Genomic DNA, 19,449 nt, shown 5'->3' with positions numbered 1-19,449 from the left:
CATCGATGTGAACTTAGCGTTTGTAGTTCATCGCAGTGCTTATGCGCCATAATCGTATTTTTTTCCGCATCGCATCACATGATTCATTTGGTTGCTCATACATAGGTAGAATTTTTTCACGGGGCCAGTGGCGCTTAAGCATTCTTGGGTCGAAATTTGATTTTTTGCCCCGCTGATTGCAACCTTGGCCTGGTCATAATCAGCTTGGCTTAAGTATCCATCTTGTAGGTTCTTAAGGCTGACCGCTTGCATCGAGCTTAATTGGTCTTTGCTATTTACCACCGCGGCGGAGCAGTCAAGTTGTTGTGCATCACCGTGGTCGGTGAGTACAGCTTGCTGGAGACTTTCGGCAAACTCTTGTACTTCTTTACTCGCTTGTCTCTTGGGAGACACACTGATGTCTATATCCTGATATTTATCATGTGCGGGGCGCTGCGAGCTAAAGTGAGTGGTTCCATTTTCATCTACCCACTTATAAACTTGCGCATTGCTTGTCATTGTTGCCATGAGAGTGATAGTTAAACTGAAGAGTTTTAAGATGTTAGTTAAGCTCATTATCATCCTTAATATTGAGTTTTCTCTTATAATGTAGAAGCATTATATCGGCATTAAGTTTTGCTTTCTCAGTTAGTTTTAATATTTCTTAGTTTATTTGGCGCGGGTCACTTTGGTGCTGATGAAACAGCCTTTCATTGTAAACTGCGATCTACATCTTCTACCAGCCTAGGAAATTCGATCTGTTTCACACCATGTTTAATAGATGGCTACCATAATCAGCAAACATTGATCACTTCTTGATGAAAAACACATTGAACTCTTTCACTACTGCCCAAGGTTTAACTTTGCGACAAGCAAAAGACACGGATTATGACGATATTAGTGAAATATGGTTATCGGCTAGCCTACGAGCTCATGATTTTTTGCCTGGAAAATATTGGTGGGAGCGACAAGAGGCTTTACAGCGCTTATATCAGTTTAAATCTGAAGTATGGGTAGCTGAAGTATCAAAACAAATTTGCGGCTTTCTAGCCTTAGTCGACCATAAACTGATCGCGCTATTTGTAGCGCCTAACTGGCAAAGAAGGGGCATTGGTTCGCAATTATTAGAGTTGGCAAAAAGTTTACGATCTCGCTTAGAATTACATTTGTTTGCCGATAATTCAGAGGCATTTAGTTTCTACTTGCGTCATCGCTTCGAAGTCCTTTGGAAGCGCCCAGAGCGTTACACCGGGTATCCTTTGGTACATATGGGCTTCGATCCTTACCCCAGTAAGCAATTGATACACCAGTAATACTTATCACTGGCGTATCGATGTAAGCGCTATTTGCCGTATAAGTTTTCAAAGCAATAATTGGTGGCGTCAACAAATCCTTCTACACTGCCGCAATCAAAACGTTTACCTTTAAATTTATAGGCCATGACACAGCCGTTTTGAGCTTGGGTCAGTAAGGCATCGGTTAATTGTATTTCGCCATTTTTGCCCGGAGGGGTATCACGTAATAAGCTGAAAATATCTGGGGTCAGAATATAGCGGCCAATCACTGCTAAGTTAGAAGGCTCCTCTCCTAGCGGCGGTTTTTCAACCATCGACGTCACTCGAAATAGATCGTCACGTAAGGCTTCGCCTTCTATCACGCCATATTTGTGGGCTTCTTCTCTAGGGACTTCCATCACCGCAATGATTGAACAGCGAAACTGTTCATAAAGTTTTGCCATTTGTGCCAGTACGCCGCCATCATCACCAAAACATAAGTCGTCAGCTAACACAACGCCAAAGGGTTCTTGGCCAATGAGTGTTTCACCACACAGAACTGCGTGGCCTAGTCCCATCATTTTTTTCTGTCGAGTGTAAGTACAATTCACATTATCGACTAGGTGGCGAATTTCTTTTAGATACTCCTCTTTGCTGGTGCCGGCTATTTCATTTTCGAGTTCATAGCTAATGTCGAAGTGATCAGCAATAGCGCGTTTTCCGCGACCGGTAATAAAGGCCATATCGCTCATGTCGGCAGCAACCGCTTCTTCAACCCCGTATTGAACCAGAGGCTTATTTACAATCGGTAACATCTCTTTCGGCATCGATTTAGTGGCAGGTAAAAACCGCGTACCGTAACCCGCTACAGGAAATAGACATTTCTTAATCATGGTCATACAAACTCCTTGGTACAGCTCTTTGCTGTGAGGTTGATTTGATATTAATACTATATTTAGTACAGCAAGAGCAGTGCCAGTACTCAATGTGAAGCATGTTAAGTAATTGTATTTGTTAGTTTAATTGTTATTGTCTCGATTGTTTGTCGATAGTGTCGTTGATATTTTTGCACTGTATTGGTGCGCTGTCGGTGCTTGAACTATACCAATGCATCAAAAATGAACATAACGATTTGAAAAATGACTCAATAAATAAGCAATAAAACAACCGCTGTTTCTACTAAGTATTTAAATGTATATTTTACAATTGCTTAGCGTGTATTTTTTAAAATAGGTCGTTTACCTGAGGGTTGGCACGTTACTTGGAATCTTTTTGCCTAACAGTATTAGCTGATTGTTAAGGGCCGTGTATGCAGCAACTCGAACACCTGTTAAAACAAATTTTTGAACCCTCGTTAATTGAGCCACTGAGTAAGCAGATATTCTCAAAAGTTGAAGCCGCCCAAGCTGGTTTTCCTCGTTACCAAGCGTGGTCTGAAAAAGACGTTATTCTCATTACCTATGGGGATAGCGTATTAAGTGGTGGTTTACCACCCTTACAAAGTTTGCATCAGTTTTTGCGGGAGTATTTAACCGGATTGATTAGCTCGGTTCATATACTGCCTTTTTTCCCGTTTAGTTCTGATGACGGTTTCTCGGTAATTGACTATAACCAAGTCAATTACAACTTGGGCGATTGGAAAGACATTGAGCAGCTGAACCAAGATTTCGAGTTAATGTTTGATTTGGTCATGAATCATTGTTCGAGACAAAGTTTATGGTTTAACGATTTTGTAAACGGTTCAGGTGAAGGTAAAGACTACTTTATAGAGTCAGATCCTAAGCTTGATTACAGCGCAGTGACACGACCTCGAACCAGCCCTCTGATCGTCGATGTTTATACACGAGAAGGGATAAAACATGTATGGGCGACCTTTAGTGATGATCAAATAGACCTCGATTTTTCTAATCCCAAAGTGCTATTGGCTTTTGTCGACATTTTTATCTTCTATCTGCAACAAGGCGCGCGCTTTGTGCGTTTAGACGCGGTAGCGTTTGTTTGGAAAGTTCTGGGCAGCAATTGTATTCACTTACCCCAAACGCATGCAGTAGTGAAACTGCTACGCTGGGTCATGGAGCAATTGGATCCGAATTTAGTGTTGATAACTGAAACTAACGTGCCCCATCAGGAAAACATTAGTTACTTTGGCGATGGTGATGAAGCCCACTTAGTCTACCAGTTTGCCTTGCCACCGCTGTTGCTGCACGCCTTAAACCGAGGTAATGGCCACTACTTAACCGCTTGGGCTCGTGATTTAGTCGCGTTGCCAAAAGGGTGTAACTACTTCAATTTTGTCGCTTCTCATGACGGCATCGGGGTGAGAGCAGTAGAGCAGATTATTCCTAAGCACGAAATTGCCGATTTAGGCGAATCGGTTCATAACTTTGGTGGGTTTGTTAGCATGAAGTCTAACGGTGACGGTACCCAAAACCCCTATGAGCTCAATATCTCTTTATTTGATGCGCTGCAAGGTACCCGAACTGGATCAGATCAGTGGCAAGTAGAGCGCTTTTTGTGTAGTCAAAAGCTGTTACTGAGCTTGCAAGGCATCCCTGGCATTTATATTCACAGCTTAACGGCTACCGCTAACGATCAGTCTTTAGTAGAACAAACCGGTCGCACGCGTTCTATCAATCGCCATCGTTGGCAAAGAGAGGAATTTGAAACGCTATTGGCTCAAGAGCATAGCCCGCAAGCACAAGTCTTTCAGCGCTATCGTGCCTTGTTAGCATTACGTAAAACCATCACGGCCTTTCACCCTGAGTCAGCTCAGCGGGTTTACGATTGCGGCGATGCGGTATTTGTTATGCAGCGAGGCGATGCGCCAAGAGACAGTTATATTGATAAATTTCATTCGGTATTAGCGGTATTCAACCTGACTAAATACCCTCAACAATTGGAGCACTTAGCTCAGCTACCAAAGGCTTTTTTGGAACAATGTGACGACTTGCTGAGCGAAGAGAACGTCAGCTTAGCAGATTACAAATTGAAACCTTATCAAGTGTTGTGGTTAGCGCCGAAATAAAGCTTATTGGCTGTTTAAGCAAAGCTTGGATGACTAAATAAATTGAGTTTATTAAATACCGTTTCAAGGTATTTGTTAGATTCAAATTGAATGCCGACACGTACCTTATTATTGGCGCAGCGTTGTTGGCTTTTAACTTGTCCGTTTAACAATATTGGTTTGTCGGGGTTAAGCGGAAAACGAAGGAGTAGTTGTACAAATACCAATGATGATTTGTGTTGGCCTTGCGGGGCTGCTAATTCAACCCGACACCCATCTTCAGATAAATCGAGTACTACCCCTTCCAAACGATCACTTGGATCGATGGATGCAGTGTCGCTAGGCGCTTGTTGTTCCGTTAGCAATACCGGTAAATGGGTGTTTATTCGGTTTTTTTTACGTAAACGAATGAATTCAATTTGCTCAGGGTATTGAGTAAACAGCATAATTTGTGGTTTTTTATTTAAGGTGATTATTTGTGATTTAAAGGCAACACATAATCCAGACTCACCTTCAATGATCATTCTTACCACACAGCTTTTACCTTCAAATAAGCGGTCTTGATACTGATGATATACCTGCTTTGGTAGTGAAAATGCAAAATATCCACCTTCCTCATAGCCCACCAATTTGGCTTTTAGACGTAGCTTGTCACCAGCAGATAGCTGAATGTCTACCATTACGCCTGGGCTTAGCTTGGTAAGTGTACTGACAATTAATGCTCTGTCGTTGCTTATTTGATGTTTACTCAATACCAATCACCCCTAATATCCTGAGTCGTTATGTTATTGGTATGAAGTATGAATGAGTGAGTTGATCTAAAATTGACTTTTCACGAACGGCTGGTGTTTGTTAGCAACAAAAAAGTGCTCGGCAGGCAGGCTGCGGGTGTAAGGGCTACAATGTTGAACAATTTGGCGCAGCGTTTGCTCAACAATGTTGTTGCTATTCATCCGAATCTAGTTAATACAAGCCTTGCCTCTGTTTTTGCTATTAGCGGCTGTAAAGCCCAGACTCAAAACCAGTCGACTCACAATTTGGGCTGCTTAGAATTACCACACTTTGTTCATCCAAAAAATATTCTTGAGTACAGTGTTGGTAAGGCGCAGGTAAACTTAGTAGACCGTTATCGTTAAGTATCGCTTGTTGTTGGTCGATGTTTGTTAAGGCATCCGCGCTTAGCTCTAGAGACTCGCCCGCTGCGGTGTACAAATAGGAGATTGAATTTTTGCTGGCTATAGTGGTCCTGGCTGGTGTTGGGTTAAGCGATTTTTGGTAAGCTCTAGCATCGCCACAAGAGGTGAAGAACAGCAAACTTGACCCGGTCTTCTCAAAGCTATAATTGTGCTGAAAGCGAGCGCCGTTATAGGCAATGGTACAGGCATTTTCTTCGCGGTACTGGCTATTTAGTCGCACTTGCGTTTGCACTAAGCCGCGTTGTTCTAATTCTCGATCTGTTGTGTAATCATCCCAAAAAAGCACCCGGCCATTTTTGTCAATCGTCGCCACATGGTCGTTGGCAGAGTCTCGGTATATCCCACTGGTTATGGTTATTTCTGGATTTGGTGATACAGGTGTTTTACCACCGTTATTGCCACCACTTTTCATGCAATTTGGCGCACATTTTTTGGTAAGGTCAATACCGCCTTCTGGTTCGCAGCCGGAAATAGCCATCACTACTCCAACAGCCAATAGTATTTTTAAGATTAAGTTCATAGTAGTACCAATAATTGTATTAAAGATTGCCTAAGGCGCACCTTGCAGTGCGCAATGAGTGAGTGTCAGAAGCAGGTTTTGCTGTAGTCAGTAAAGCGAGGGTTATCACCAGCAACATAAGCACATCCATTTTTTAGGTCAAATACCATTGCTTCTACGGTGACAAAATCTTTGCCCTGGAATTTGGAGAGATTGATCGGCTTACGATTAAACAGCCATTGCATTGACTCAACACTTAGCTCTGGTGAGTAATCCAAAAAGGCAGACACTGCTTCTTCACGCGCAAAAGTATTGAAAAAGGCCTGGTTAGCTTCAAAGGGGGTCATGCTTTCAAATATCTGCTGTTTAAAATTTTCGGTGTGATTGGCGTGACCAATTCCGCGCTGTTCTCCGGTTAATAACTCCATACCTTCTGCGTGTATCCGTATCGCTGCGTGATTACCCTGATCATCCGCTAGGGTGAAATTAAGCGGCGTAATGGTGCTGTAGCCTTCTATTTTGCTAATAAAGTCTTGTATAGACGCCGCGCTGGTGGCTGCGGCGAAGAGCGCATCTGTTGAGATTAGGTTGTTGTTTCCTAATGCGTCTTCTCCTGCGGTTACCCCCAGAAAATTAATAACTATTCCGACGTGTTTACCCATGCCTTGAAAGTGTGCACCATCGGTTGGCAAAAATATCGTGTCGTTGGTTTTTACCATCATGGTATCTGAACTTAAATTTTTGATTGATAGGTCGTTAGTTTGACCAACGATGCCATTATTAAAGGCCACTGTGGTGCAACCATTTAATTCTTTAACATCCTGATTAGCGGCCAATGATTTAATGATGGTTTGGTTCACTTGCCAATCGGTTACGCTCGCCTCAGCAAAAAGCTGAGCAACGGATACGCCACGAATGGTAGCTTGTTGTTCCATCATTGCGGTGTAGTCGGGTGCAATTTTACGGTTGTTTTCAACAGCCACCTCAAAGGCGTCGATGACATGTTGTGGGGCTTGTACTCGAGATTGTAACGCTAAAAAAGCGGCCAGTTCTTGACTAGTTTTACCGGTGAAGTCGACCACTTCAACAGTGTTTTGTTGGGCTGTTCGTTGAGCGTCGAAATAAGGGAGGTCATCACCCGGTTTGTTTGCTGCAAAAGATCCGTTTATTACGGTGGCCAGTAATAGAGTCGTCGCCGATTTTACTGCTCGTTTGCTTAGTTTGTTCATTGTATTCGCCTTGGAGGTTGAGCGCTAATAAGCGTTGATTTGTTAACTTGGAAATAGCTTAGCAAAGGGGGTTTCTATATATTGGAAGGATAAATAGGCTGGTTTATGGATTTTGGAATGCCAAAGTTGGAGAGCGAAGGGTATGAATTTTTCGGACTTACGGATGCCCAAATAAGAAGTATGCAAATTGAGCGTCTTGAGTTTTTAATGGCTAATTTGAAGTGGTCTAGGAAAAACTTGGCGGGTAACGCCGGTTTACCCACCAGCTCTGTCTACGCAAAGCTCGACCGAGAGGGCACCAGTCAGCTAACACTACTGGATCTATGTGCCATTGCAAAAGCGATGGATATTAGTGTGGTGCAATTACTGCCTCTTACCGCAGAAGAACGAGAGGCCGGGGTAAAGCCTCCCGCAAAAGCGTCAATGTTAAAGATGTGGGATCAGCTGCTTTCACGCAGTGCTGATGAGCTAGACACTATTTATAAAATAGACAAACTATTACACGATAAAAAGACTTAAAGCCAAATTGTTGTTCAGCTTCTAGTATCAAGTGTTTGCGCTGTTCAGTAGCAAAACTTAGATGGTCAAATTTAGGGGCGGGGTTACTCATTACCGTTTCTTGGTATTTGTTCGATTCAAATCGGGGCGTACTAATTAGCAACAAAAAAGTGCTCGGCAGGCAGGCTGCCGAGCGAAAGGATTATTCAGAAAAGTCTAGCAATTATCCGCTTCTACAGCTTCGTACAAACGCTCTAAGAAATCAGGAGCGGCACTTTGTACGCGGTTCCAACTTGGAATAAACGGTGTCGCTGAAGGGTTCTCTAAGAAAGTATCACCAGCTGACATAACGGCTTTGGCAAAAAGTTCTACAGCATCTTCTTCGGCGTGTCGGTCTAAGGTGAGGCCGTTGATTAAGGCATCACTGTGGTAGTTTTCAATAAAATCTAATGCTATGCGGTAGTAGGTGGCTTTTAATGAGCGCAGTTTACCGGGGCTGAAGGTATGGCCTTGTGTCGCCAGTTTTCTAATAATAGCCTTACTAATATCGGTGGCCATCTTGGCTAAACCAGCATCCAAGTTATCTAAGCTTAAATCTTGGTGTTTGTGGTCATATACATCAGCAATGTCTACCTGACAAATTCGGTTGGTAGAGTGATTTCGGTAAATTTCTGATAGTACGCCAATTTCAAGACCCCAATCTGATGGGATCCTTAAGTCATTCAATACATCTGATTGCATTGAAAATTCACCCGCGAGTGAATAGCGAAAGCTGTCTAAATACTCTAAGTAGTCATCGTAGCCTTCGATCTTTTTCAAGGCTTTTAACAAGGGCGTGACCAATAAACGGGCCACTCTGCCATTGAGTTTCCCATCGGCATGGCGGGCATAAAATCCTTTACAGAATTCATAGTTAAACAAGGGGTTGGCCACTGGGTACATTAGGCGCGCTAACATACTGCGGTCGTAAGTAATAATGTCGCAGTCGTGCAGGCCAATGGCTTTACTTTTACCAGAGGCTAACGCGTAACCAAAGCAATACCAAACATTACGTCCTTTACCCGCTTCTTTTGGGGCTAGATTATGCTCGGCAAGTTGCGCGTCTAGCGCTCTTAAGCGTGGACCGTCATTCCACAAAATTCGCACGTGCTGCGGTAAATCAGCAAAGTACTCTTTAGCATAATCAAACTGCTCTTTGGTGGCCGCATCAAGGCCAATAATGATTTCGTTAAGATAAGGAACCTTGGCCAGTTCTTTTACAATTTTCGCCAAAGCGGGACGTTCTAGTTCAGAGAATAAGGAGGGGAGCACTAAACTCATAGGTCTAACTTTAGAGAAAGCAATGAGCTCTTGCTCTAATTCTTCTAGTGGACGGTCTGTAAGGTTATGTAAGGTGGTAACAATGCCGTTTTGATAAAAGTCAGCCATGGTTATGCTCCGTTTAGAAAAGATTGTAAAACTTGTTGAACTACTTGGTTCCAGCCGTGCGGGCCAGAGTGAGGTGCTAAAGTGCAATGTGGGTGGTCGATAAATAGCGCAGCAGAATGCTTACGTGGGATCACCACCGAGACATCAGCTTTTTCAAGCATTGTTCTATCATTGTCACTATCACCTAAAGCCAGATTAATGAAGTCATGTTGAAAGTTGCTTTGATAAACTTGGTTTAGCCACATCATTGCATCTGCTTTGTCAAAGCGCGCTTTGATATGAAGAAAACGCCCTCCTTGAACAACCTCGAGGTTATGGTCCTCAAGTTTTTTAATAAAAATGCTTAGATTTTCTTGGCTATCGTTCCAAACTACTGGCTCGGAGGCCATCCGTTGTTTTGCTAATTGGGCATCGTATTTTGCTAAACCTGTGTGGAGTTGCACTTCCTCTACGTTCATGTCATTGAAGCCTTGAAAGCGAAAATGATGCTTTTGGCGAAGTACACTTAGGTATTGGCATATATCAGGGTAGCTGGGGCCAAATATTTTTATCTTCCAATGTCGTTTGCCAACAGAAAGCGAATCCATACCTTCTATGAGCAATGGGCTATTGAGTGGGATACAAATAGCTGAGCCATTTTCAACCGCAAATGGCTGTTCCATTGACAGTTTTTTCTGTATTTCTAACACTTCCATAAAGGTTTTGCTGGTATTGAAGATAACCGGGATATCCAGCAATTTAAGTTGGTTTAGGCTTGGTAAGGCAGCCTCTAAGCTATAAGAGTCGTGGTCGAGCAAGGTCCCGTCTAAATCAGTAAACACCAGCAAGTTACTGGATGTAATATGCAATTCGGCTGGCGAAAGTTGCTTGGCTATATGTTGCATGAGATTCCTTAATACTCTTTGACGAGTTTATATTTGGAGAAGCACGAGCAATGCCACAATTGCTAAGGTGATACTTGCTATAGATATAAAGTTATTATTTATTAGTGTCTTACGCTTAGTTTTAAAATTATAAATAAAGTTTTGTTAGTGCTAACTTCGATTAATGTTGAGCCTTATTGGTGCAAATAAGCGGGTTCTTTAAAATGCGCACCACTATGGTGCTTTGTCGTAATGTGGTAATTTGCTGGCTATATTTAGCTAAGTGTTTGATTTACACTCTGCCTTGTCATAAATCTGTCATTAATACGTCGCATAATTGCCACAGTTTCTTAGATTGAGATAAACGGAATGCCTAGGAAGATCCTTGTAGTAGAAGATGAAGCGCCCATTCGTGAGATGTTGTGCTTTGTATTAGAGCAGCATGGCTATGAACCTATTGAAGCCGCTGACTATGATCAAGCTATTGAAAAACTCACTGAACCCTACCCAGAATTAGCCTTATTAGACTGGATGTTACCCGGTGGTAGTGGTATTTCGATTATTAAGCATATGCGTCGCCACGACCTTACCCGCCAAATACCGGTGATTATGCTTACCGCTAAAGGTGAAGAAGAAGATAAAGTTCAAGGCCTAGAAGCAGGAGCGGATGATTACTTAACCAAGCCGTTTTCTCCTAAGGAATTGATGGCCCGCGTTAAAGCGGTGATACGTCGAATTTCGCCAACCTCATTAGAAGAAACCATCGAGGTTCAGGGCTTGCGTTTAGATCCGGTATCTCATCGTGTTAGTGTTGAAAATGAACCCTTGGATATGGGGCCGACAGAGTTTAAGCTGTTACACTTCTTTATGACTCACCCTGAGCGTGTTTATAGCCGAGAGCAGCTACTAAATAACGTATGGGGTACTAACGTGTATGTAGAAGATCGTACTGTTGATGTTCATATTCGTCGTTTACGCAAGGCCATCGGCCATCAAGGATATGATCGACTCATTCAAACAGTACGTGGTTCTGGCTACCGTTTTTCAACTAGAGCGAAGTAAATACGGATGTTTGTGCCTTTTTCTTGGCAACGGGTAGTATGGCGAGTGGCATTAGTGTACTCGCCCTTGTTCGTTTTAGGTGCCTTAACGGGCTACTTATTAGAAATGTGCTTGTTAGCGGCGGTTAGCCATATCATTTGGATGTATAGCCAGCAGCACAAACTACTTAATTGGTTGTATAACCAGCGAAAACTTTCTCCTCCTCACGGTTCTGGCAGTTGGGAACCGGTATTTCACGGTATTTACAATATGCTAAAGCGGCGCTTAGGCCGCGAACGAGAACTTGCCCAATTGATGAAATACTTTCGTCTGGGCGCTGAAGCGTTGCCTGATGCTATTGTTGTGACCAACCAAGACGGCGCGATACTTTGGTGTAACCAGTTGGCGCAGAGCATTTTGGGCTTAAAGTGGCCAGCTGATGCAGGCCAGTATTTGACCAATTTAGTTCGAACCCCCAAGTTTGTCAGTTACTTACGCAAAGGAGACTTTGACCAGCCGCTAGAAATAATGAGCCCTGTTCAAGCCGATGTTTGGCTGGAGTTTAGGGCAATGCCGTATAGTCAGCAGCAACTCTTGTTGGTGGTTAGAGATGTGAGTCAACTGCGCAAATTGGAAAGAATGCGTAAGCGCTTTGTGTCTAACGTTAGCCACGAATTACGCACACCGTTAACCGTGTTGCGTGGCTATTTAGAAATGCTGGATCAAGACCAAGTGGATCCGATGATCTGGGGCAAAGCTCGCAACACCATGCTTGATCAAAGCAGCCGAATGGAAAATTTAGTTAACCAACTGCTTACACTGGCAAAAATTGAGTCGGCTTCAGTTGAGGATAGCCAAGAGTCGATAGATTTTTCGGCTATGGTAAGCAATTTAGAGGCAGACGTAGCAGGGCTGGCCAAAGATAAACAATTAACCTTCAGCTTTAACATTGAAGCGGGGGTTACCATTCAAGGCGAACGCGAGCAATTGCGCAGTGCTTGCGGCAATTTATTAGGCAATGCCATTAAGTATTGTACAGAGCCCGGAGAAATAACCGTAAGCTTATCCTTGATCCCTCAAGGAGCCTTATTCAAAGTAAAAGACTCTGGTCCAGGCATCGCGCCAAAGCACTTACAGCGACTGACAGAGCGTTTTTATCGAGTAGACAGAGCGCGTTCTCGTGATACTGGTGGGGCTGGCCTAGGTTTGTCTATCGTTAAACATGCATTGCAACATCACGATAGTCAATTGAAGATTAAAAGCACTTTGGATAAAGGCAGTACCTTTAGCTTTGTGTTACCACGAAAGTTGTTTACTAACGAGTCATAAGCCGCGTGAAGCTTGCCTAGCTTCACAGCTTTTTGCTTAACTACCATTTTTTGAAAAATTAAGCTTATACTGAACTATAAGTTTGATTTTAAATGGTATTCTTTTGCGATTAACTCTTCCCTACCGCCTGTCTAGATACCTAATATTGCTGACTAGCATACTGTCGCTTAGCCTTGGCCTAAGTCACGCTACAGAAGCTACGTCTAGCGCCGCTGACACAGAGCAAGATTCAGACTTGCTGCATTTCCCTTATTATATTCAGCAGTCGTTTACTGGCGATTTAGCTGATATCAAGCAGCGTAAGATCGTTCGCGCTTTAGTGACCTACGGAAAATCTGACTTCCACCTAGCCGACGGGCGCCCCCTCGGTATTCAAATTGAGTTATTGCGCTTATATGAAGAATTTTTGAATAAAGGCATTCGCCGAGATGTAGAAAAAACCAAAGTTAAAATAGTGCCAGTTCATTTTGATCAGCTGATACCTGCCTTAGAAGCAGGCCGAGGCGATATAGTGGCAGCCTTTTTGACCGCCACTCCAGAGCGTAAAAAGCAACTGCGGTTTGCCTTAGGCAATGCTGAAGGTATTAGTGAGGTGCTGGTGAGTCATAAAGACACCGCTAAACCAGAACAATGGGCAGAGCTATCAGGTCAAAAAGTATATGTGATGGATGGCAGTAGTTACGTTGAGCATCTTGATCGATTGAACCTCACATTGAAACGCCAAGGCGTAAAGCCCATTAAGGTGGTTGAAGCCGATGGTAATTTACTCTCTGAGGATATTCTTGAGATGGTAAATGCAGGGGTGATGAAGTACACAGTAATAGATGACTACAAGGCGCATTTGTGGGAAAAAGTGTTCAAGGACATTCGAGTTGATAACCACTTAACCACCAGCGAAGGGCAAAGCCTAGGCTGGGCGGTACGTAAAACAAACCCTCAATTGCAGAAAAATTTACAGGAGTTCGTCAATAAGCAGGTGAAGCAGGGGAGTTTATTAGGGAATACGCTCCTAAATCGTTACTTTGACCATACGGCTTGGATCAATCGTCTCGCCAACTCTGAAGACCGTAATCGTTTTAATCGTTACGCCCCTCTATTTAAAAAGTATGCTAGTGAATATGAATTTGATTATTTAGCTATTGTGGCGCAGGGCTATCAAGAGTCGGGCTTAGACAACAGTAAAGTGAGCCACCGTGGCGCGAAGGGAATTATGCAATTATTGCCTTCAACGGCTAAAGAAATGGGCTACAACAATCTTGATGACCCAGAGCAAAACATTGCTGCAGGAATAAAGTACTTAGCGTGGCTAAGAGAGCACTATATCAATCAGCACGACATTGAAGATAGTGAACGCATGGCGCTTATTTGGGCTGCTTACAATGCAGGCCCCAGCAAAATGAACAAAATGCGCCGTTTAACTAAAGAAATGAATTTAGATCCTAATGTTTGGTTTGGTAATGTTGAAATTGCAGCAGGAAAAATTATAGGTAAAGAAACAGTACGTTACGTATCTAACGTCTACAAATATTATATTGCTTATACGATGGCTTTAGAGCTTGAAGTTGAACGTGCTGAAGAATAAGACCGTTTTTTTACGAAATAATGAGACTGACACACAACTGTCACACTAGAGAAATATAATTGTCATCGAATTCACCAATACTACATGACGAAAATAACTTCACACGTCATTTATGGAGATAAAGATGACATTTAAAAAACTTGTTAGTGCAGTAGCGATTTCTGCTTCATTGCTTACAACTACCGTACTTGCAGCTGGCCTGGATGCCACTCTTCCTGAATACAAAAAAACTACAGGTATTTCAGGTAACCTTTCATCAGTCGGTTCAGATACTTTAGCCAACATGATGACTTTATGGGCCGAAGAGTTTAAACGTGAATATCCAAATGTAAATGTGCAAATTCAAGCCGCCGGTTCATCGACGGCTCCTCCAGCTTTAACCGAAGGAACTTCTCAGTTCGGCCCTATGAGCCGCCAAATGAAAAGTAAAGAAATTGAAGCCTTCGAAAAACGCTTTGGTTACAAGCCTACAGCAGTTCGCGTAGCAATTGATGCTTTGGCAGTATTTGTCCATAAAGATAACCCGATTGAAGGTTTAAACCTTGCTCAGGTAGATGCGATTTTTTCGTCGACACTAAAATGTGGTGAGAATGGTGTAGCTGAACGCTGGAGTGATGTAGGGCTTGATGGGTCATGGGCGAATAAAGACATTCAGTTGTTTGGCCGTAACTCAGTATCAGGCACCTATGGTTACTTTAAGAAAAAAGCCCTATGTAAAGGTGATTTCAAGAACACTGTCAATGAGCAGCCAGGTTCGGCATCTGTAGTTCAATCAGTGTCTTCTTCGTTGAACGCGATTGGTTACTCTGGTATTGGTTATAAAACGTCAGGTGTTAAAGCTGTAGCATTATCGAAGAAAGGCAATGACTACATCGCGGCGACATTAGACAACGCTGCTACCGGCAAATACCCTCTATCTCGCTTTCTATACGTTTACGTAAATAAGCACCCTAATAAGCCTTTAGCGCCAATGGATCGTGAGTTCCTTAAAATGATATTGTCCAAGAAAGGGCAACAAATCGTGGCTAAAGACGGTTACGTACCACTACCTTCGAAAGTAGTTATGGCTGACCTCGAAAAATTAGGTATCTCTCTTTAAGAGACTGGCTTAATTGACAAACCCTCGCCTTGGCGGGGGTTTTTAGGTTTAGGGGTCTAAGCATAGCCATCATTTCATTAAAAACTAATTACGCTGATGGGACGTAGTAATAACAAGATAATGAGATCAGGAATAAAAATGAAAGTCTTAATTGTATTACTACTAAGCCTCGTGTCTTTGCCTACTTTTTCTGCAGGCAGTGGCCGCTATGACTCTAGTACTGACGAGAGTGCCTTAGCCTATGTTGAAAAAATGCTAGCTCAGCAACACTATGAGCGAGCTAGCACTTGGTTGGTCAAGTACGTTGACAGCTCAAAAGGCCGACGATCGGCTGATGCATGGAATTTATTAGGCTTTAGCCAAAGGAAGCAAGCGCATTATCCAGAAGCGCTTTATGCCTATCAGCAAGCGCTGGCAATCGATCCTTCCCACCTAGGGGCTTTAGAATACCTTGGCGAGTTGTATTTGAATCTTGGTCAAGTAGTCCGTGCCCAAGAGAATCTTGAACGACTTAAGTTGCTTTGTGAAAATTGTGTCGAGCAGCAACAGCTAACAGTGGCAATACAGCAGCATAAAATTAAGGAATGATGTTGTTCGTCCTTGAATGAAGTATTTTGCTGCTAGTGATTTATAGCGCTGGAAGACGTCTACTAGCTAAATATCACGCTGAACAGGGCTTGAAAATCATTTCATTGGTAGATCTGAGTAAACATTAAATGTAATCAAATTGTCACTTGCAATGTGATCTGTATCACACTAAATTGTAAGTGTGACTTGGATCACTATTGTTCCAAGACACTAATAATATTAAACACTTAGGAGAAATATTATGTTTGATTACTTTTTTGCTACCTACTCAGCGTATTACGTTACTAAAGCCGATGATTACAACTTCTATTGCGAAACTCGCAAAGATATTCACCGCTAGATTAAGCTGACAGGTGAATATATGGTTCTTCATCCGATCATTGGTTCAGCATTATTGACTTGTGTTCGTTTCGGGTGCTTAGGGCAAGGTAAACGACAACAGAGAAGAATGTAATGAATCAAATTAACCCCAGTGCCTGAACGAGTTCGCTCATTCAGGCATTTTTTTATGCCTGCTTAGTTGACTCAGGTTCAGCTGGTATAGAAAAATTTCTGCTTGAAGCAAAATTAGACTTGCAATGTGACGTATGTCACATTAATATCTAAGTTGTGACTTGGATCACACTTTATTTTCATTAGGAGCAACACTATGTTTGATTACTTTGGTTCTTTATACACAACCTATTATTTCACTAAAGCTGATGGTTACAACAAGGCGACTGATTCTAAAAACATCCACCGTTAATCCTCACATTTGAACATGTGAGCTTAGCACTTAGCGCTCTACTTTTATTAGTCGAGATAGCAATAGTCAACTGAGCGAGAATAAACCATGAGTCAAATGTTCTAAAATCCCTGATTGCATCAACGCATCAGGGATTTTTTCTTTTTTCGCTAATCAGTTAGCGGCCTCCTTTAGTTAATCTATTATTTTACGCTTAATCAAATAACGACTTCTCAAAATTAATTATACTGCTAGGTAATAATTGATGAATGAGAGTTTCTTATGTCGTGTATTCAACCGCAAATTCTTAAGCCTGTCTCCAGTTACGCCTGCTTTCTGCGTTTTAGCTTGGTAGATAATCAACAGCTAGCGTCATGTATACAAGCGTTTAGCGCGCTATACTCTTGCCAAGATAGTTTAGTGGGTTTTGGTGCTCCGCTAATCGCTCAATTAGGCAAAACTATCCCTGAATTCAAGTCTGCTAACAGCATTGTTGGTGTTAATCGCACTAGCCCAGCCAACCAGGACGATCTTTGGTTGCGCTTAAGTGGTGGCGATCCTGGTCAAGTGATGCTGCGTGTACAGCAGTGGTTAGATGTATTGTGTCCAACATTTAGTATCAATGAGCAATTAGACGGTTTTTGTCATCAAGGTGGCAAAGACTTAACAGGTTATGAAGATGGCACTGAAAACCCTGAAGATAATGCTGAGTCCGTGGTGAGCTTAATGGGTGATAAGGGCATGGCTGGTTCATCCATGCTAGCGGTACAAAAATGGCAACATCAACTAAAACACTTCAATATGCTACCAAGCAAACATCAAGACAATATTATTGGTCGTCGTAAAAGTGATAATGTAGAGTTTGCTGAATCGCCTCCTTCTGCCCACGTGCGGCGCACTGCTCAGGAGAGTTTTACTCCAGAAGCCTTCATGTTACGTAGAAGTTTACCCTGGGTAAAAGATCAGCAATGCGGCCTAAATTTTGTGTGTTTTGCAAACAGTCTTTACCCTTTTGAAGCACAGTTAAAGCGAATGTTGGGTTGCGAAGATGGCATTGAAGATGGGTTGTTTGAGTTTAGCAGACCTTTAAGCACGGCTTATTATTGGTGCCCACCGGTTAATGGTGAGCAATTAGACCTTAGCTACTTGCAACGTTAATCTTCTAATGCTGTTTTATATAATGTCATTCCACGCGCTTGGTAGTTAGCCAGCGCGCTGGGATGGTCTAAATCACACGTATGTACCCATACTCGTTTTGCTTGCCATTGCCAGGCGGTTTCTATGCACCGAGTCAGTAAGCTGCCTCCTAAACCTTGTCCTAAATATGGCTTAGCCAAGCCAAAGTAGGCAATTTCTACGCTTGCATCTTGCTGCTTGTATAGCTCGAAATAGCCGACAAATTGCCCTTCAAAAAAAGCGCCAAAAGTACGTAAGCTTTGATCGTCAGTATAGTGTTGCCACTGCAACGCTGACCAAATTAGTTTATCGGTCCACTGCCAATATTGACCCACTTCACGGTAAAACTGTTCGCTTCGAAGTGCTTGGTTTTCGATGACTTCGCACACCTGTATAGAAGTGGGGAGTGGTTTAGCTTTTAGTTGTTGCAGGGTGGTCTGCTCAAGGTAGTAAACGGTGCTGGTCATTAAGAGGCCATTGTTAGTATTTTGCGTGAATTATAGCAAGTGCTCAGCCTTGGTACTATTCGTAAAGCTACTAATAAGTTATTGATTAATAGATGATTCTATCAGTGTAATAAATCTTATACACTTGTCGGTTTTATTTACAAGTCGTTAACTTGACTTCGTTGATACAAAAATCAACTTGTTGATATGTAATCGTTATGTGAGGGTGGCGTGAATTATGCTTTGTTAGCATATAAGACAGTATTTGGTTTAACTTAGATAGGCGCTTAAACCTAATGGCAGTAACCGAGGGCTTTATGAGTACTAAAATTTTTAATGCGTTGAGTGTTTCTTTGGCTTTGATGTTTTCGATAAACACTTGGGCGACACCAGTGACCGCCTTTGTGCCCGATGGTGTATGTAACACCGACAATGTTCAGTTAACGTCAATCATGGAGTCAGGACAGTTTAACGAATTATTGGGGGGAGCATCTCCTGCTTATTCCGCTTCTTCTTGTTTGGTGTTTGATGGCAATGATGATGGTAGCGCTAATGCGCCAGTGGTGAACATTGGCCAAAAAGACGATGGGTTGTTGAACACCAAATACGGGCCTGATGATTCCTTGTTTTTTATTGAGCCTTCCGAGCTACAAAATTTAGACAATTTCCCTGTGGGCATTGCCGATGACCCTGGTTGGATTCATTTAGCCAGTGTCGGCGGAGAGGTTGGCAGTGATAACAAGTTGGCTGTGGATTATAACCAAGCTGGTCCCATCGTTGACGGTGGCTCTTTTTTAGATATTGATGCTTTGTTAGATATGACCTTCACCTGTGTTGTGAGTGATGATGGAGAATGTACCGCGCTAAATTGGGTGATTGAAACTGACCCTACCATTATTGATCAAGTCTCACAGCTGTTGGGAGAGGCTACCTTTGACCACTTGGCTATTTCAATTAAGGCGGGTAACGGTTTCGTTATTTATGATTTTGACTTCATCGATATTTTTGCTGCAGAACTCCTCGCTTACCCTGCATCGAGCTTAGACTTCAACACGCCTTACAAATTATCAGGCACGCTAGATACCGACGATTTCCCTAATCAGAGGGGAAATGCCCAAGCGATATCGCATTTAAACGTATGGGCCCGAGACCCTTCAGACCCCACCACTATTACTCGGATTAATGAACCAAGTACCTTTGGTATCTTTGTGTTGGCTGTGCTGGGTTTTATTAGTACCCGTTTGGGTCGCCTGAAAGCTCAATAGATGCATTTCAGCCTCCTCAATGGGTAACAGGAGGCTGTATGTTAGGGCATTGCTCGAAGTTCTCCTCAATACCTATTCTCGCCACTCCTCGTTTCTTGCGTTTATATAAGCCTTTCTGTCGTTAGCGTCTAAGTTTATTAACAAAGGCAGGACCGTAGGCTCACTATTGACGTAGTTTTCTTTATTTCACATCCACACTGCAATGCTGAGCTTTGATCAAGTTTGTTTT

The 19,449-nt window shown here is 42.7% G+C and carries 18 protein-coding genes; 10 read left to right on the top strand and 8 right to left on the bottom strand.

What is annotated here, in order from left to right:
* Positions 1–39: 39 nt before the first annotated feature.
* Entirely contained in the window at positions 40–555 is a 516-nt protein-coding gene (locus ACVFI8_RS03175) for a DUF4124 domain-containing protein (protein ID WP_248714873.1), read from the bottom strand.
* Between the two features lie 287 nt (positions 556–842).
* Between ACVFI8_RS03175 and ACVFI8_RS03170 the strand changes: the two genes are divergently transcribed.
* A complete protein-coding gene (locus tag ACVFI8_RS03170) occupies positions 843–1,292 on the top strand; it encodes a GNAT family N-acetyltransferase (protein ID WP_457873024.1) in 450 nt (149 codons plus the stop codon).
* Between the two features lie 29 nt (positions 1,293–1,321).
* Here ACVFI8_RS03170 and galU read toward each other — a convergent pair whose 3' ends face one another.
* Complete coding sequence (gene galU / locus ACVFI8_RS03165) at positions 1,322–2,146, bottom strand: UTP--glucose-1-phosphate uridylyltransferase GalU (protein WP_248715607.1); 825 nt, start codon at positions 2,144–2,146, stop codon at positions 1,322–1,324.
* A gap of 416 nt (positions 2,147–2,562) precedes the next feature.
* Between galU and ACVFI8_RS03160 the strand changes: the two genes are divergently transcribed.
* The gene (locus tag ACVFI8_RS03160) at positions 2,563–4,278 is read left to right on the top strand and encodes a sugar phosphorylase (RefSeq protein WP_457873023.1); all 1,716 of its coding nucleotides are present in this window, start codon (positions 2,563–2,565) and stop codon (positions 4,276–4,278) included.
* Positions 4,279–4,292: 14 nt separating this feature from the next.
* Here the strand turns inward: ACVFI8_RS03160 and ACVFI8_RS03155 are convergent, their stop codons facing one another.
* The 3 genes from ACVFI8_RS03155 to ACVFI8_RS03145 form a co-directional block, all read right to left on the bottom strand.
* Positions 4,293–5,009, bottom strand: a complete 717-nt coding sequence (locus ACVFI8_RS03155; protein ID WP_248714876.1) for a flagellar brake domain-containing protein — start codon at positions 5,007–5,009, stop codon at positions 4,293–4,295.
* Between the two features lie 241 nt (positions 5,010–5,250).
* Entirely contained in the window at positions 5,251–5,973 is a 723-nt protein-coding gene (locus tag ACVFI8_RS03150) for a hypothetical protein (RefSeq protein WP_457873022.1), read from the bottom strand.
* Between the two features lie 65 nt (positions 5,974–6,038).
* Positions 6,039–7,181, bottom strand: coding sequence for a hypothetical protein (locus tag ACVFI8_RS03145; RefSeq protein ID WP_457873021.1), 1,143 nt, complete (start codon positions 7,179–7,181; stop codon positions 6,039–6,041).
* A 117-nt stretch (positions 7,182–7,298) separates the two neighbouring features.
* Between ACVFI8_RS03145 and ACVFI8_RS03140 the strand changes: the two genes are divergently transcribed.
* Entirely contained in the window at positions 7,299–7,700 is a 402-nt protein-coding gene (locus ACVFI8_RS03140) for an XRE family transcriptional regulator (protein ID WP_457873020.1), read from the top strand.
* A gap of 195 nt (positions 7,701–7,895) precedes the next feature.
* On the opposite strand, the gene ACVFI8_RS03135 is transcribed toward ACVFI8_RS03140, so the two are convergent.
* Positions 7,896–9,107 (bottom strand): glycosyltransferase family protein, encoded by a 1,212-nt coding sequence (locus ACVFI8_RS03135; protein WP_248714877.1) that lies wholly within the window; start codon positions 9,105–9,107, stop codon positions 7,896–7,898.
* 2 nt (positions 9,108–9,109) lie between these two features.
* The gene (locus ACVFI8_RS03130) at positions 9,110–9,991 is read right to left on the bottom strand and encodes an HAD-IIB family hydrolase (protein ID WP_248714878.1); all 882 of its coding nucleotides are present in this window, start codon (positions 9,989–9,991) and stop codon (positions 9,110–9,112) included.
* A 348-nt stretch (positions 9,992–10,339) separates the two neighbouring features.
* Between ACVFI8_RS03130 and phoB the strand changes: the two genes are divergently transcribed.
* From phoB to ACVFI8_RS03100, 6 genes are all read left to right on the top strand, one after another.
* Positions 10,340–11,032, top strand: a complete 693-nt coding sequence (gene phoB / locus ACVFI8_RS03125; protein WP_248714879.1) for a phosphate regulon transcriptional regulator PhoB — start codon at positions 10,340–10,342, stop codon at positions 11,030–11,032.
* A 6-nt stretch (positions 11,033–11,038) separates the two neighbouring features.
* On the top strand, positions 11,039–12,340 hold the full coding sequence (phoR, locus tag ACVFI8_RS03120; RefSeq protein ID WP_248714880.1) for a phosphate regulon sensor histidine kinase PhoR: 1,302 nt from the start codon (positions 11,039–11,041) through the stop codon (positions 12,338–12,340).
* 103 nt (positions 12,341–12,443) lie between these two features.
* Positions 12,444–13,922, top strand: a complete 1,479-nt coding sequence (locus ACVFI8_RS03115; RefSeq protein WP_457873019.1) for a transglycosylase SLT domain-containing protein — start codon at positions 12,444–12,446, stop codon at positions 13,920–13,922.
* Positions 13,923–14,046: 124 nt separating this feature from the next.
* Positions 14,047–15,021: a PstS family phosphate ABC transporter substrate-binding protein gene (locus tag ACVFI8_RS03110; protein ID WP_457873018.1), complete on the top strand. Its 975-nt coding sequence runs from the start codon at positions 14,047–14,049 to the stop codon at positions 15,019–15,021.
* Between the two features lie 138 nt (positions 15,022–15,159).
* Positions 15,160–15,609 carry a tetratricopeptide repeat protein gene (locus ACVFI8_RS03105; protein WP_457873017.1) on the top strand — a complete coding sequence of 150 codons (450 nt, stop codon included), beginning with the start codon at positions 15,160–15,162 and terminating at the stop codon, positions 15,607–15,609.
* A gap of 1,006 nt (positions 15,610–16,615) precedes the next feature.
* Entirely contained in the window at positions 16,616–17,491 is an 876-nt protein-coding gene (locus ACVFI8_RS03100) for a Dyp-type peroxidase (protein ID WP_248714884.1), read from the top strand.
* Here the strand turns inward: ACVFI8_RS03100 and ACVFI8_RS03095 are convergent.
* Positions 17,488–17,976, bottom strand: a complete 489-nt coding sequence (locus ACVFI8_RS03095) for a GNAT family N-acetyltransferase (protein WP_248714885.1) — start codon at positions 17,974–17,976, stop codon at positions 17,488–17,490. The two genes, ACVFI8_RS03100 and ACVFI8_RS03095, sit on opposite strands and share 4 nt — an antisense overlap.
* Positions 17,977–18,272: 296 nt before the next feature.
* Between ACVFI8_RS03095 and ACVFI8_RS03090 the strand changes: the two genes are divergently transcribed.
* The gene (locus ACVFI8_RS03090) at positions 18,273–19,220 is read left to right on the top strand and encodes a hypothetical protein (protein ID WP_457873016.1); all 948 of its coding nucleotides are present in this window, start codon (positions 18,273–18,275) and stop codon (positions 19,218–19,220) included.
* Positions 19,221–19,449: the final 229 nt, after the last annotated feature.

The organism is Agarivorans sp. MS3-6 (assembly GCF_054112545.1).
Note: the sequence above shows the minus strand (reverse complement) of the source record. Positions and strands in the feature narration are given on the sequence as shown.